This window comes from Myxococcus sp. AS-1-15, from assembly GCF_020037055.1.
GTDB lineage: Bacteria > Myxococcota > Myxococcia > Myxococcales > Myxococcaceae > Myxococcus > Myxococcus fulvus.
This window is the reverse complement of the sequence record NZ_JAIQDF010000006.1, coordinates 355,195-369,369: the sequence shown is the minus strand read 5'-3', so window position 1 is coordinate 369,369 and position 14,175 is coordinate 355,195. Positions and strand designations below refer to the sequence as shown.

General features: G+C 71.8%; 8 protein-coding genes. 5 read left to right on the top strand and 3 right to left on the bottom strand.

What is annotated here, in order from left to right; genetic code table 11:
• Positions 1-20: 20 nt before the first annotated feature.
• The gene (pgl, locus tag K8625_RS19360; protein ID WP_223783536.1) at positions 21-692 is read right to left on the bottom strand and encodes a 6-phosphogluconolactonase; all 672 of its coding nucleotides are present in this window, start codon (positions 690-692) and stop codon (positions 21-23) included.
• Positions 689-2,230 carry a glucose-6-phosphate dehydrogenase gene (gene zwf, locus K8625_RS19355; protein WP_223746040.1) on the bottom strand — a complete coding sequence of 514 codons (1,542 nt, stop codon included), beginning with the start codon at positions 2,228-2,230 and terminating at the stop codon, positions 689-691. The genes pgl and zwf overlap by 4 nt, the downstream gene beginning before the upstream one ends.
• Positions 2,231-2,727: 497 nt before the next feature.
• On the opposite strand from zwf, the gene K8625_RS19350 reads away from it, so the two are divergent.
• The 3 genes from K8625_RS19350 to K8625_RS19340 all read left to right on the top strand — a co-directional run bounded on the left by K8625_RS19350 (position 2,728) and on the right by K8625_RS19340 (position 8,224).
• Positions 2,728-3,453 (top strand): lysophospholipid acyltransferase family protein, encoded by a 726-nt coding sequence (locus K8625_RS19350; RefSeq protein WP_223746041.1) that lies wholly within the window; start codon positions 2,728-2,730, stop codon positions 3,451-3,453.
• Between the two features lie 7 nt (positions 3,454-3,460).
• Positions 3,461-5,344 (top strand): hypothetical protein, encoded by a 1,884-nt coding sequence (locus tag K8625_RS19345; RefSeq protein WP_223783535.1) that lies wholly within the window; start codon positions 3,461-3,463, stop codon positions 5,342-5,344.
• A gap of 129 nt (positions 5,345-5,473) precedes the next feature.
• Positions 5,474-8,224 (top strand): PQQ-dependent sugar dehydrogenase, encoded by a 2,751-nt coding sequence (locus K8625_RS19340; protein ID WP_223783534.1) that lies wholly within the window; start codon positions 5,474-5,476, stop codon positions 8,222-8,224.
• Here K8625_RS19340 and K8625_RS19335 read toward each other — a convergent pair.
• Entirely contained in the window at positions 8,215-8,853 is a 639-nt protein-coding gene (locus K8625_RS19335; protein ID WP_223783533.1) for a hypothetical protein, read from the bottom strand. The two genes, K8625_RS19340 and K8625_RS19335, sit on opposite strands and share 10 nt — an antisense overlap.
• Positions 8,854-9,089: 236 nt before the next feature.
• Here K8625_RS19335 and K8625_RS19330 point away from each other — a divergent pair, with 236 nt between their 5' ends.
• Positions 9,090-10,334 (top strand): exonuclease SbcCD subunit D C-terminal domain-containing protein, encoded by a 1,245-nt coding sequence (locus tag K8625_RS19330; protein ID WP_223783532.1) that lies wholly within the window; start codon positions 9,090-9,092, stop codon positions 10,332-10,334.
• Positions 10,331-14,161: an AAA family ATPase gene (locus K8625_RS19325; protein WP_223783531.1), complete on the top strand. Its 3,831-nt coding sequence runs from the start codon at positions 10,331-10,333 to the stop codon at positions 14,159-14,161. The genes K8625_RS19330 and K8625_RS19325 overlap by 4 nt, the downstream gene beginning before the upstream one ends.
• Positions 14,162-14,175: the final 14 nt, after the last annotated feature.

Below are 14,175 nucleotides of genomic sequence, written 5' to 3'. Positions count from 1 at the left end.
ATTCCTCCGACAAGGCCCGCTCACCGTCCCGCGGCGGCGGTGTCCATCATCCACTGCGCATTCGTCACCCGGGCCGCCGGCAGCGCGGAATCCCGCCCGAGCGCCCGCTGCACCGTCTGCCTCTTCCCCGCGCCCGCCACCAGCATCAGCACCGCGTTCGCCGCCAACAGCGTCGGCATCGTGAGCGTCATCCGCCAGGGCGGCGGCTTGGGGCCCACGACGGACACCACGCGCCGGCTCTGCTCCTCCAGCGCCGGGTGGCCGGGAAAGAGGCTGGCCGTATGCCCGTCCTCCCCCATGCCGAGCAGCACCACGTCCAGCACATCGGGCAGGCGCGCCTCGTAGTCCTTCGCCGCGGCCTCGCGGTCCTCGCGCTCGCCCTCCATGCGGAACACCTGCGAGGGCGACAGCCGCAGCGGCCCCACCAGCGCCTCCTCCACCAGGTGGTAGTTGCTGTCCGGGTGGTCCGGCGGCACGAAGCGCTCGTCCACGAAGTACAGGTCCACCCGCTCCCACGGCAGCGTCAGCCGCGACAGCTCGCGGTACGCCGGCGCCGGGGTGCTGCCACCGGACAGGGCCAGGCTCGCCCGTCGCTTCATCGCCAGCGAGGTCTGCAGCGCGCGGCCCATCCACTCCGCGGCCTCGCGGGCCAGCAACTCCGGGGGCACGACGCGTGGAGGCAGCGCGCTCATAGCAGCGTCCACCGGCGGCCGTCGCGGGCGAGCAGCGCGGAGGCGGCCTGCGGCCCGATGCTCCCGGTCGCGTAGGGGTGCAGCGTCCCACCCTCGCCGGACTCGAGCGCCTGGAGGATGGGCGTCACGTACGCCCACGCCTGCTCCACGCTGTCCTGCCTGGCGAAGAGCGTGGCGTTGCCGCGCATGCAGTCGAGCAGCAGCCGCTCGTAGGCCTCCGGCACCGGCTTGTTGAAGCTCTCCGCGTAGTTGAAGTCCATGGTGACGCCCGCGATGTTCACGTCCTCACCGGGCACCTTGGATTCGAAGGAGAGGGCGATGCCCTCCTGGGGCTGGATGCGCAGCGTGAGCACGTTGGGCTGCAGGCGCTGGCAGGTGGCGCCCTCGCCGGAGAACAGGCCGATGGGCACCGAGCGGAAGTGGATGGACACCTCCGTCAGCCGCTTCTTCAACCCCTTGCCGGCGCGCAGGTAGAAGGGCACGCCCTCCCACCGCCACGAGTCGACGCTCAGCTTCATGGCCACATACGTGGGCGTGCGCGAGTCGGGCTTCACGCCCTTCTCCCCCAGGTAGCCCTCGTACTGTCCGGCGACCACGGAGCGCGACACCTCCTTGCCCTCCACCGGACGCAGCGCGCGGAACACCTTGTTCTTCTCGTCGCGGATGTCCTCCGCGCCGAAGGACACCGGCGGCTCCATGGCGCACAGCGCGAGCACCTGGAGCAGGTGGTTCTGCACCATGTCCCGGATGACGCCCGTCTCGTCGTAGAAGCCGCCGCGGCCCTCCACGCCAATCTGCTCGGCCGCCGTGATTTCGACGTGGTCGATGTGGTTGCGGTTCCACAGCGGCTCGAAGATGGCGTTGGCGAAGCGGAAGACCAGGATGTTCTGGACGGTCTCCTTGCCCAGGTAGTGGTCGATGCGGAAGATCTGCTTCTCGTCGAGCACCGCGGCCAGCTCGCGGTTGAGCTCGCGAGCGGTCTCCAAGTCCCGTCCGAAGGGCTTCTCGATGATGAGCCTGTGCCAGGGCGTCTGGTGGGGGCGCTCCTCGCGCTTGAGCAGCCCCGCCTCGGCGAGCCCGTGGAGGATCTGGGGGAAGGTGGAGGCGGGCGTGGCCAGGTAGTAGAGCTGGTTTCCCTGGGTGCCCTGCTGCTGGGACACCTGCTCCAGCTTCTCGCGCAGGCGGGCGAAGGCGGCCGGGTCGTCATAGGCGCCGGAGACACCCTCCAGGCGCGGGGCGAACTTCTGCCACGTGGCCTCGTCGAGCGGCTGGGTGCGCGCGAACTTCTTCAGGCCCTCCTTCACGTGCTGACGGAAGGCGTCGTTGTCCAGGGTGGAGCGGCTGAAGGCGACGACGGAGAAGTGGTCCGGCAGGAGGTTGGCGCGCGCCAGCTCGAAGAGGGCGGGGAACAGCTTGCGCTGCGCCAGGTCCCCTGTCGCGCCGAACAGCACCACCGTGCAGGGGTCCGGTCTCGTTGCCCTGAGCAGCGGGTCTCCCTCTCGGGGATGCGTCTCGATGTGCAGGCCCTGCGCGTCCATTCCGCTGCCTCCTCGATGTGACTGCCGTGGGCGGCCACCTTACGCCCCCCTCGTCGCCTCGCGGCAAGCCAGAGTGCGCGCAGTGACGTGCGCGTGACGTCTGGAGCGTTCGAAAGCGCTCCCCAGGGGCCTGCTCTAACAGTCGGAGGGCACCCTCGCCATGGCTGTTATCCTCGCGCCGCCATTGCCTGTGCTTCGGCCCAGGCAGGAGTTGTCGGGCTTGGGCGGAGTGATGCGCGTGCACGCTTGCGGCCCGGGACGGATGACGCCGCCTCCAGCCGACGGCGGACCCGGTCCTCCGCGAGGAGGCCTGTCCGAGTCCCGGGTGCTGCGCGGAGGCCTGGTCGGGATATCGTCGTCCCTCGCCGGCTGGCTGCCCGCCTGTCGGAGGGTCATCCCATGCGCTGGAGGTCCCTGCTGTATGTGCCAGCCGGGTCGCGCTATGTCGGTGAGCCGATGCGCCCCCGTTCCGAGCACGCACCCATGAGCCCTCCGCGATGAAGTACGTCATCACCGTCTGGTTCTGGCTCGTCTTCCTGACCACCGCGCCCATCCTCTTCACGCTGGGGGCGCTGCTGCTCCTGGTCACCTATCCGGTCGACAAGGACCGCCGGATGCTGCACTGGCTCGTGTGTCACTGGTGCCATGGGCTGTGGCTGCACGTGTCGCCGTTCTGGCGCACGCGCTTCGAGGGCAAGGAGCTGTTGCCCTCCGGGCCCTGCGTCATCGTGGTCAATCACCAGTCCGCCATGGACATCCTGGCGGTCATGGGGCTGTACCACCCGTACAAGTTCGTGGCGAAGGCGTCGCTGTTCTCGCTGCCGCTGGTGGGCTGGATGATGACGCTGCTCGCGTACGTGCCCATCGTCCGCGGCTCGTCGCAGGCGATGCATCAGCTCCTGGACCCGTGCCGGCGCTGGCTGCGCCGAGGCATGCCCGTGCTCATCTTCCCCGAGGGCACGTACGCGAAGGGCGGCCAGCGTCTGCCCTTCAAGCGCGGCGCGTTCCAGCTCGCGGTGGAGGAGCACGTGCCCGTGGTGCCCGTCGTGGTGGAGGGCACCACGGAGCTGCTCGAGGGCGACGGCCCGTGGCTGAATGCCCGCGCCTCCATGCGCGTGCGCGTCCTGCCGCCGCTGCCGCCCGAGTCGCTGGGACAGGACCCGGTGGAGCTGGCGGAGCGGGTGCGCGGGCTGTACGAGCGCACGCTGTCCGCCAACGGCTGAGCCGCGCATGGGCTGGGTGCTCTGGGCGCTGGAGACGTCATGGGCGGTGGCCGCCGCGTGGGCCCTGTCCGCGGCGCTCCTGCGTGAGCGCTCCACGCTGGAGCGCTGGATGGCCGCGCTCCTCTTCGGCACCGCGAGCGTCCTCACCAGCGTGCAGGCGCTGGGGCTCGTGGGGCAGCTCGGTCGACTCCAGCTGGCCCTGGTGGGCTGCGCGCTCCACGGCGGGATGCTCGGCTGGAGCGTGCGGAGGGTGGGGCTCGCGGAGCTGCGCTCTCGGCTCGTGTCGGATGTGACGGCGCCGGTGCGGCTGTGGCGTGACATCCTCGCGCGTCAGGAGCTGGCCGCGTGGGCGCTGTTGCCGGCGGCGTGTGCGCTCATCGTCTCCGGCTCCATCGCGTGGCACTTCCCCAACTGGGCCTGGGACGTCGTCTGGTACCACACGCCGAAGACGAGCTACGCGGTGCAGACGGGCCGCATCACCTGGGTGGACACGTCGGTCTGGTACGTCAACGGCTACCCCGAGCTGACCGAGCTGCTCTCCGTCTGGCACGTGCTGCTGCCCCATCACTCGCGGCTGGAGGACCTGGCGCAGCTCCCCTTCGGCCTGCTGGGCGCGCTCACCGTGGCCGCGTTCTGTCGTCGCGCGAGCGCCAGCCCCGCGCTGTCCGCGTCGCTGGGCGCGATGTGGCTGGCCCTGCCCGCGGTGGCCCTCCAGCTCCACACCACGCACGCGGACGTCGTCGCGGGCGCGCTGTTCATCACGGCCTTCTACTTCCTCACCGAGCGCGACTGGAGCCCCACCGCGCGCACGCTGACGCTGCTGGCGCTCGGCCTGTACGCGGGCACCAAGGTGACGGGGCTCTTCCACCTCGCGCTCGTGTCGCCGCTGCTGCTCGTCAGGGGCGTGCTCGTGCTGCGCGCGGCGAAGGGGGCGCGAGGGCGGGTGCTGGGGCAGACGGGGCTCGCGCTGCTCCTGCTCTTGTGGATGGGGGCGCCCACGTACGTGGAGAACTCGGTCCGCACGGGCAACCCCTTCTGGCCCGCGCGCATGAAGGTGCTCGGGCATGAGCTCGAGGGGCCCATCGGCGCGGAGGAGATCGCGGGCCCTCCCGCCTTCTTCGGCGCGCCCGGCGCCTTCGAGCGCATGGTGCGCAGCTGGACCGCGCCGGAGGGCATGTACTGGCCGGACGTGCGCGAGCGCGCCTTCGGCTGGCTCTTCCCGTACCTCCTGCTGCCCGCGCTCCTGTGGGTGAGCGCCACGGCGGTGTTCAGTCGGGAGCGACTGTCGCGGCTCGCGCTGCCGTTGCTCGCGGGCCTGTCCGTGCTGGTGCCCGCGGCGTGGTGGGGGCGCTTCACGCTGGGACTGCCCGCGGCGGGGCTCGTCGCCTTCGCGGTGCTGCACCGTCAGGTGGGGACGCGCTACCTCCAGGTCCTCTTGTCCGCGCTCGCGGCGTTCCTCTGCGTGGCGTCCTATGCGAAGGCCTCGGTGGGGTATCAGGTGCTGCCCACGATGGGGCGCCGCGCGGACCCGTCCCTGCGCGACGAGGACCGGGTGCGCATGCGCATGGGCTGGCTGTGGACGCCGGAGGCGGCGCGCCTGCGTGAGCGGGAGCTGCGGCCCGGTGACGTGGTGGCGTACGACAGCGCCACGTCGTTCCTCGGTGAGTACTGGACGTGGGATTTGCGCAACCGCGTCGAGTACGTGAATCACGAGGGGAACGACGGGGTGTATCTCGACCGACTGCGCGCGCTGTCGCCGCGCTGGGTGAGTGTGCGCAAGCACAGCCCCGCCGAGCGCCTGCTGCTCTCGCGCGCCCGCGCTTTCGAGAGACTGTTCGACTGTCCGTTGAGCTCGGCCGTCATGTATCGCGTCACCGGGACCGACTGGTAGGTGGATGGCACCGCCCGGGGTTGGATGGCACAGCCTCGCTGAAAGGATTCGGTGGGGCGGAGTGCTCGGGTGTCCTGCGTCTGGATGACCGAGCAGGTCTGCACGACGGGTGCGGTATCTTCCCGCGTCATGCGCCAACTCGTCCCCCTGCTCCTGCTCCTGGCGGCGCCCGTCTGGGCCGCGGTCCCCTCGGGTTTCGTCGAGACTGTCTACACCTCCAATGATTTGAGTCAGGCGACGGGGATGGCGTGGGCGCCGGATGGCTCGGGCCGCCTGTTCATCACCCTCAAGAACGGTCCCATCCGGGTCGTCTCGTTGAAGGACGGCCTCCCGGAGACGCAGCCGGGGAACACCACGCTGGTGACGCGCCTGTTCGCGACGGAGCCCGCGGTCCACACCAACAGCGAGTGCGGTGTCATCGGCATCGCGTTCGACCCGAACTACGTGGCCAACCGCTACGTCTATGTCTTCGTCACCGTGTCCCCGACGGAGCAGCAGATCGTCCGCTACACGGACGTCAACGGCGTGGGCACGGCGCGCACGGTGCTTGTCTCGCGGCTGCCGACCCGTGGAGAGAACCACGATGGCGGCGGCATCGGCTTCGGTCCGGACGGCAAGCTGTACTTCGCGATTGGTGACCTGGGCAACGGCACGGGCGTGGACGCGGACCTGACGTCGCTGGCGGCGAAGGTGGGCCGGGCGAACCGTGACGGCACGCCGGTCAACGACAACCCGTTCAACGATGGCGTCGGTCCGAACAACGAGTACATCTGGGCGCGCGGCTTCCGCAATCCGTTCACGCTGACGTTCCAGCCGAGCACCGGCCAGCTGTGGGTCAACGTGGTGGGCACCGGCTACGAGCAGACCTTCGTGGTGCCCCGGCGCGGGCACGCCGGCTACAACGACTACGAGAACAACCAGCCGGCCGGCAACGACTACATCACCCCGGTCATCAAGTACCGCACCAACGGCTTCGACACCCGCACCCTCACGGCCACCGGGGCCGCGCGCACGGGCGGCGTCACCACCTTCACCACCACGGGCAATCACGGCTTCCGCAAGGGCGAGAAGCTCACGCTCGAAGGGGTGGGCGATGCCTCGTTCAACGGGGACTTCTACGTCGCGAGCGTCCCCAGCGTGACCACTGTGGCTGTCGCGCAGCCGGGCCTGCCGGATGCCACGAGTGGCGGCGGCACCGCGAAGACCCAGCGGCTGGGTGGCTGCATGAACGGCGGCGTGTTCTACGACGCCACGCTCTTTCCGCCGGAGTACCGCGGCAACTACTTCTTCGGCGACTACAACGAATCCACCTTCATGCGCGCCACGCTGGCCCAGGACAACACCGTGGCGACGGTGGACATCTGGGGGACCAGCTTCACGTCGTACGTGGATGCCTCGGTGGGGCCGGACGGCGCGCTGTACACCATCGGTGTCTCGGGTGGGCGTCTGCGCCGCATCGTCCCCACCACCACGGGTCAGCGCCTGGTGGTGACGAACCTGTACCCGCGCGTGATGGAGGGTGGGAAGGCGACGTTCACGGTGGGCCTGGCGGAGGCTCCCACGACGTCCGTGGTGGTCGACGTGTTCCGCGCGCCGGGTGGCAGCTCGGACCTGCGCGTGTCCGGCGTGGCGACGTTCACCTTCACGCCGCGGGACTGGAGCACGCCTCGCGTGGTGACGATTGACGCCCTGGAGGACGCGGACAACGAGGTGGACACCGCCACCTTCACCGTGGCGTCGAGCGGCCTGACGTCCGAGTCCGTGCTGGCGACCACCATCGAGGACAACTCCGCGCAGCTGGTGCTCTCCTCGAGCAACGTCGCGGTCCCCGAGGCCGGCACGGCCACGTTCGACGTGTCGCTGACGCGCCAGCCCTCGCGCACCGTCACCGTCACCGTCAGCCGCGCCTCGGGCGATGCGGACCTCACCGTGGAGTCGGGGGGCTCGCTCATCTTCAACGCGAGCAACTGGAACGCGCCCCAGACGGTGACGCTGCGGGCCGCCGCCGACGCGGACAACCAGGACGGCGTCGCGCTCTTCTCGGTGGTGGGCTCGGGGTTGGACGCGCGCACCGTGACGGCGACGGAGGTGGACGACGAGGACCTGGCCCCCATCATCACCTCCACCGCGCCGGCGCAGGCCGTGGTGGGCAATGTGTATCGCTATGACGTGGAGGCGAGGGCCCGGCCCGCGGCGACGTACTCGCTCACCACCGCGCCGACGGGCATGTCCATCGACGCGGCCACGGGCCTCATCACCTGGACGCCCACCGCGGTGTCGACCACGGGCGAGGCCGTCACGGTGCGCGTGGCCAACAACGTGGCGCCCGAGGCGACGCAGTCCTTCACCGTCACCGTGAAGCAGGACGACGCGCCGGTCGCCGTCCTCACGCGTCCCACCGTGGACGAGCGTGTGTCCGGCGCGGGCGCCGAGTTCTACGGTGACTGCCAGGATGATGTGGGCTGCACGCGCGCGGAGTTCTTCGTGGACGGTGTGCAGCGCTACGTCGACGAGCGCACGGACAACCACTTCCACTTCGGCGGCGAGCACAACCGCTGGGACACGACGGACCTTTCGCCCGGGGGACACCTGGTGCGCTTCGCCGTGGTGGACACCTCGGGACAGCGGCACCAGGTCGAGGTGAAGGTGTGCGTGGGCGAGGGCGACTGCACGCTGGTCCCGCAGCAGGAGCCCGACGCGGGCTCACAGCCGGATGCGGGGACGGGGCTGGACGGAGGCACGGGCTCCGATGGCGGGATGAGCCCGCCGGACTCGGATGAGGACAGTGGCTGCTCGTGCGGCAGCGCGCCGGTGGGCTCGCTGGCGTGGGCCGCGCTGACGGCGCTGGCGCTGATGCGCCGCAGGCGTCGTCAGGACTGAGCGCGTCGTCGCGAGTGCGGTGGGAGCGCTTGCCCGGTGGACAGATGCAGGGCGTCCGCCAGGGCGAGCGCGGGAGCGACGAGGGCCTCGAGGTCCTCAGGAGAGGTGGGCACGCCCTCCTCCGCCACCTCCAGCATCCCCGCGATGATGGAGAGGCGGTGGTAGTGCCGGTGGGCGCGCAGCAGGGGCTCGCGCAGGGACGGTGTCAGGAGCAGCTCCCGGGTCCTGGGGGAGAGGTCGCGCAGGTTCAGGGCCGCGTCCAGCGCCGCGTCGCCCACCTCCTCGTCCACCTTGCCGAAGAGCTTGAGGAACTTGTCGCCGACGGTCTCCGTCTCGAGCTGGAGCTCCTGGGGCAGGGCGTCGGTCAGCTCCAGGCGCAGCACCGTGACGAAGCGGGCGCTCTTGCCGGTGCCGTGCTTCTCGGTGAGCAGGGAGAGCTGCTGCTCGCGGTAGAGCCCCTGCACCTCGAGGACGTCACTGGCCTGGCTGAAGGTCCAGCCCTGACGGGTGGCGAAGATGCGCCAGGCCTGCCGCTGCTGGCGCTTCTCCCGGGCTCCCAGGACGATGATGCCGAGGGCGATGAGCACCATCAGCGCGAGCATGAGGTACGGGGCGTGCTCGGAGGACATGGCGCGAAGCATCTCCGTCCGGGACCTGTCGGGCCAGTCTCCCCCAGCGGGTTCTTCCGTGTCTTCCAGACTCGCGGGGCCGGGTGGCTCGGCAACCCCCTGGAATTGCAGCGGCCTGGGCACATGTCAGAGGGAGCGTGTAAGGGAGCAGGCGCCCGGCGCTTGGAGCGGATGGCTTCCCTGAAGGAGGCTGCCGGCCAGCCCGAGTGCCGTGGGTGAGGGAGGGTGAACGCGGGATGCGCTTGCTGCACACGTCGGACTGGCATCTGGGACACACGCTGTACGACGTCTCGCGCGAGGCGGAGCACGGCGCGTTCCTGGAGTGGCTGCTGGACACGCTGGAGGCCCAGGCGGTGGACGCGCTGCTGGTGGCCGGCGACATCTTCGACACCGCCAACCCCAGCGCCGAGGCCCAGGCCGCGTGGTACCAGTTCATCGCGAAGGCGCGCCGGCGGCTGCCCCGGCTGGACGTGGTGGTCATCGGTGGCAACCACGACTCGGCCGCGCGCCTGGATGCGCCGGACCCGCTGTTCGCGGCGTTGGGCGTGAAGGTGGTGGGTGGGCTGCCGCGCGCGGGTGGGGTCTTGGATTTGGAGCGGCTGCTGGTGCCGGTGCACGACGCGAAGGGGCACGTGGGCGCGTGGGTGGCGGCGGTGCCGTACCTGCGGCCCTCGGACCTGCCGCCGGTGCGTGAGGAGGTCGGGGACCGGCTCGTGGCGGGGGTGAGGGCGGTGTACGAGGAGGTGCTGGAGGCGGCGCGGCTCCGGCGTCGGCCGGGGCAGGCGCTGGTGGCCATGGGGCACTGCTACATGACGGGCTCGGAGCTGTCGGAGCTCAGCGAGCGGAAGATTCTCGGCGGCAATCAGCACGCGCTGCCCGTGGAGCTGTTCCCCGAGGACGTCGCGTACGCGGCGCTGGGGCACCTGCACAAGGCGCAGCGCGTGGGGGGACGCGAGGGCGTTCGCTACAGCGGCTCTCCGTTGCCCTTGTCGCTGTCGGAGGCGAACTATCGCCATCAGGTGTTGGTGGTGGAGTTGAAGGACGGGGTGCTGGAGGGCGTGGAGTCGGTGCCGGTGCCGCGTCGGGCGGAGATGGTGCGGGTGCCCGCGCGGGACGCGGCGACGCTCGAGGAGGTGGTGGGGTTGCTGGAGGCGCTGCCGGCGATGGAGGAGGGCGTGCCGGACTGGCGGCGTCCCTACCTGGAGGTGTGCGTCTCGTTGCCCCGGCCCGAGCCGGCGCTGCGCCTGAAGGTGGAGAAGGCGCTCGAGGGACGCGCGGCGCGGCTGGTGAAGCTGACGCCCGCGTACACGGGGACAGGCGGCGCGCTGGCGGAGGCGCGGCCGGGGCTGTCGCTCCGTGAGCGCACGCCGGAGGACGTGTTCCGGGCGCGGTATGCGCGTGACTACGAGGAGCCTCCCACGGAGGGGTTGTTGGAGGCGTTCCACACGCTGCTGACGCAGGTGCAGGAGGACGCGTCATGAAGGTCCTCGGCATCCGGGGCAGCAACCTGACGAGCTTCGCGGGGAACTTCGAGCTGGAGCTGGACCGGCCTCCGCTCGACCGGCTGGGGCTGTTCGCGATTACAGGTGCGACGGGGGCTGGCAAGAGCACGCTCCTGGATGCGCTGTGTCTGGCGTTGTTCGACCGGACGCCGAGGTTGGGGGGACGGGGCGGCGTGCCGGTGGGGCGCGCGGACGAGGAGGAGGAGGCGCGGCTGTCGGCGTACGACGTGCGCGGCATGTTGCGGCGGGGCGCGGCCGAGGGCTTCGCGGAGGTGGACTTCCAGGGGAAGGACGGCAAGCGCTACCGGGCGCGGTGGAACGTGTGGCGGGCGCGCGGGCGGGCGGAGGGCCGGTTCCGGCCGCAGGAGATGAGCCTGACGGAGGTGGCCTCGGGGCAGCAGTTCGGCCGCACCAAAAGCGAGGTGCTGGTGGCCATCCAGGAGCGGCTGGGGCTGTCGTTCGACCAGTTCCGCCGCTCGGCGTTGCTCGCGCAGGGAGAGTTCGCGGCCTTCTTGAAGGCGGACGCGAGCGAGCGCGCGGAGCTGCTGGAGCGGATGACGGGCACGGAGGTGTACAGCCGGCTGTCCATCCGCGCGCACGAGAAGAACAAGGCGGAGCAGGAGGCGCTGGCGAAGCGGGAGCAGGGGCTGGCGGCGATTGTGCTGATGGAGGCACAGGAGCGCGGGGCGGCGGAGGAGCGGCTCGTCGACGAGGCGCGCGCGCGGGCGGAGGTGGAGACGCGGCTCCAGCAGGCGGAAGGCGCGGCGGCGTGGCATGCGGAGCGCTCGGCGTTGGTGCGGGCGTTTCGAGAGGCGGAGGAGAAGGAGGTCCGGGCGGCGCAGGCGCTGGAGGAGGCGGCGCCACGGGCGAGGAAGTTGGAGGAGGTGCGCGCGGCGGAGTCGTTCCGGGAGGTGGTGACGGCGGCGGAGGTCGCGGGGCGGCGATGGGAGGACGCGGAGGCGGCCCGGCGAGCGCGCGCGGAGGAGGTGGAAGCGGCGAGGGCTCGGGCCTTCCAGGCGGTGGGGGTGTTGAAGGGGGCGGAGGAGGCGCGGGCGGCGGCTCGGACGGCGCAGGAGGAGGCGACTCCGGCGTTGGAGGAGGCGGCGGCGCTGGATGCGCGGTGTGAGGCGACGGCGCGCGACGCGGACGAGGCGCGGGTGCGGGCGAAGGCGTCGCGGGAGGAGGAGGCGAAGGCGCGGGGGACGTTGGAGCAGGTCGCGGCGCGGGAGGAGGAGGCGCGGGCGAAGGGGGAAGCGGCGCGGGCGTGGTTGGTGGAGAAGGCCCACTGGGAGGCGTTGGCGAAGGAGTGGCCGCGCTGGCAGCGGGAGCTGGAGCGGTACGAGGTGGCGCTGGGGGAGGGGAGCGCGGCGCGGACGCAGGTGGAGACGCAGCGCGCGGAGGTGGAGCGGCTGCGGGAGTCCACGCGACTGAGGACGCGGGAGCGGGACGCGGCGGCGGAGGCCGAGGCGCGGGCCCAGGCGGCGGCGACGCATGCCGAGGCCGCGTTGGGAGAGGGCACGGCGGTGGAGCGGCGCGTGCTGCGCGAGTCGCTGCTGGCGAGGCGGGAGGCGCTGCGGGCGCTGGAGTCGGCGCGACAGGGTTTGTGCTCGGCGGAGTCGGAGGCTCGACGGGCGGAGCAGGAGGCGGTGGCGGCGCGTGGGGAGGTGGAGGCCGCGTCGGCGGAGGTGCGGCAGGCGGCGGAGCGTCGGCTGGAGGGTGACGCGGCGCTGAAGGAGGCGCGGCGGGCGCTGTCGGTGGCGCAGGCCACGCAGGGCCACGCGGCGCAGCGGGCGCTCTTGCGCGAGGGCGAGGCGTGTCCGCTGTGTGGCGCGACCGAGCATCCGTATCGGCACGAGCTGCCGGCGCTCGACGGGCTGGTGGCGCAGTCGGCCACGCGCGTGGAGACGCTGGAGTCCGAGCGGGCCGAGTGCTCGCGAGCGGAGGTGGCGGCGAGCGCGAGGCAGGCCGAGGCGCGAGCGCGGATGTCCCAGTCCGAGTCGCGGCGTGACAGCGCGAAGGCCCAGTGCGCGGAGCACGGCGCGGCCTGGGGGCGCGGTCGTGAGCAGTGGCGGCGAGTTGAGCCATTGCGCGACGGGTCTCCGGTTGAAGGCTCGTCGTCCACCGAGCCGTCCGGCGCGGCGATGCCTCCGGAGGCAGGCGCCTCGGTCGAGGCCGGGACCTGGCTGGAGTCCACGGTCGCGCGAGTCCAGGCGCGGCTCGCTGCATTGAAGTCGGAGGAGGAGGCCGCGGAAGGCCTGGAGCGCGCGGCGCGCGAGGCCCGCGCGGCGCTCGAGACGCAGCGCTCCCGCCGCGAGGTCGCCGTCGATGCGCTTCGCCGCGCGGAAGAAGCCTTCACGCGAGCGGAGAGCGCGCTGCGTGAGGGATTGGCGCGAGTCGAGGCCGCCGACGTGGTGGTGCGTCAGGTGCTCGCGGACGTGGGGCCCATCTTCGCGTCCGACGTGGGGTGGGAAGCGAAGCTGGAGGCGGCGCCCGCGGACTTCCGTCAGAAGTGCGGCAAGCGCGTCTCCATGTGGAAGGAGCGGGAGAAGCTCGTCGAGGATGCGAAGGCCCTCGAGAAGCAGGAGCAGGAGCAGCGGGCGCGCGCGCAGGGACAGTTGGAGGCGAGCACCCGGCGCGTCGAGGACGACGCGGCCCGGGCGGCGCTCAAGGAGCAGGCGCGCGCGGACGCGACCCGGGCCCGCGCGGCGCTGCTCGGCGGCCGTCCGACGCAGGAGGTCCGCGCGGAGCTGCGAGCGAAGCTGGACGCCGCCATGGCCGCATACGAGCAGGCGTGGGTGGCGGCCGAGTCCTCACGACAGGCGGAGAGCGTCACCCTGGCGCGCCTGGAGGACGCCGTGCGCGGCCTCGCGAGCGCACTGGAAGCGCGCGAGGCCGCGCGGATGGAACTCGAGCGGAGGCTGTCGGCGCAGGGCCTCTCGCTGGACGTGGTGAAGGCGCTGCTCGCGCACGACGCGGCCTGGTGTGAGGCGGAGGCCCGGGCGCTGTCGGTGCTTCGCGAGGCGCAGGCCCAGGCCCGCGCGGTGCGCGACGAGCGGCGGGAGCGTCACACGGCCCACGAGCAGGGTGGACCGCCGAGCCTGTCGGAGGAGGAGGCCTCCGCGGCGCGGGCGCAGTTGCGCGACGACGTGGAGGTCCGTCGTCGGGCGGAGGCGATGTTGCGCGCGAAGCTGGAGGCGGACGACGCGGCGCGGGCGCGTCACGGCAGCGAGGCGCAGGCGCTGGCGGAGCTGCGGCGGGCGGGTGAGGTGTGGAAGGTGTTGGGAGACCTCATCGGCTCGCATGACGGCAAGCGCTTCAAGGTCTTCGCGCAGAGCCTGACGCTGGACGCGTTGTTGCTCCACGCCAACGCGCATCTTCAGGAGCTGGCGCGACGGTATCGCCTGATGCGGGTACCGGGGCACGACCTGGACCTGCAGGTGGTGGACGGGGACATGGGCGACGAGGTGCGCGGCGTGGCGAGCCTGTCTGGAGGCGAGAGCTTCCTCGTGTCACTGGCGCTCGCGTTGGGGCTGGCCTCCCTGTCGTCGGAGACGACGCAGGTGGAGACGCTCTTCATCGACGAGGGCTTCGGGACGTTGGACCCGGAGACGCTGGAGGTGGCGCTGGCGACGTTGGACGCGCTCCAGGCGACGGGCCGACAGGTGGGCATCATCTCCCACGTCTCGGGGCTGGCCGAGCGCATCGGCGTCCAGGTGCGCGTGGTGAAGCAGGGCGGCGGCCGCAGCCGACTGGTGGTGGAGGGCGACCTGGGGATTCCGTTCGCCGAGGTGCGCCGACTCGCGTGAGTCCTGGTGGTGGG

Excerpts from the sequence above, each read along its gene's own strand:
- pgl (WP_223783536.1), bottom strand. The coding sequence starts at position 692 with ATGAGCGCGCTGCCTCCACGCGTCGTGCCCCCGGAGTTGCTGGCCCGC.
- zwf (WP_223746040.1), bottom strand. The coding sequence starts at position 2,230 with ATGGACGCGCAGGGCCTGCACATCGAGACGCATCCCCGAGAGGGAGAC.
- K8625_RS19350 (WP_223746041.1), top strand. The coding sequence starts at position 2,728 with ATGAAGTACGTCATCACCGTCTGGTTCTGGCTCGTCTTCCTGACCACC.
- K8625_RS19345 (WP_223783535.1), top strand. The coding sequence starts at position 3,461 with ATGGGCTGGGTGCTCTGGGCGCTGGAGACGTCATGGGCGGTGGCCGCC.
- K8625_RS19340 (WP_223783534.1), top strand. The coding sequence starts at position 5,474 with ATGCGCCAACTCGTCCCCCTGCTCCTGCTCCTGGCGGCGCCCGTCTGG.
- K8625_RS19335 (WP_223783533.1), bottom strand. The coding sequence starts at position 8,853 with ATGTCCTCCGAGCACGCCCCGTACCTCATGCTCGCGCTGATGGTGCTC.
- K8625_RS19330 (WP_223783532.1), top strand. The coding sequence starts at position 9,090 with ATGCGCTTGCTGCACACGTCGGACTGGCATCTGGGACACACGCTGTAC.
- K8625_RS19325 (WP_223783531.1), top strand. The coding sequence starts at position 10,331 with ATGAAGGTCCTCGGCATCCGGGGCAGCAACCTGACGAGCTTCGCGGGG.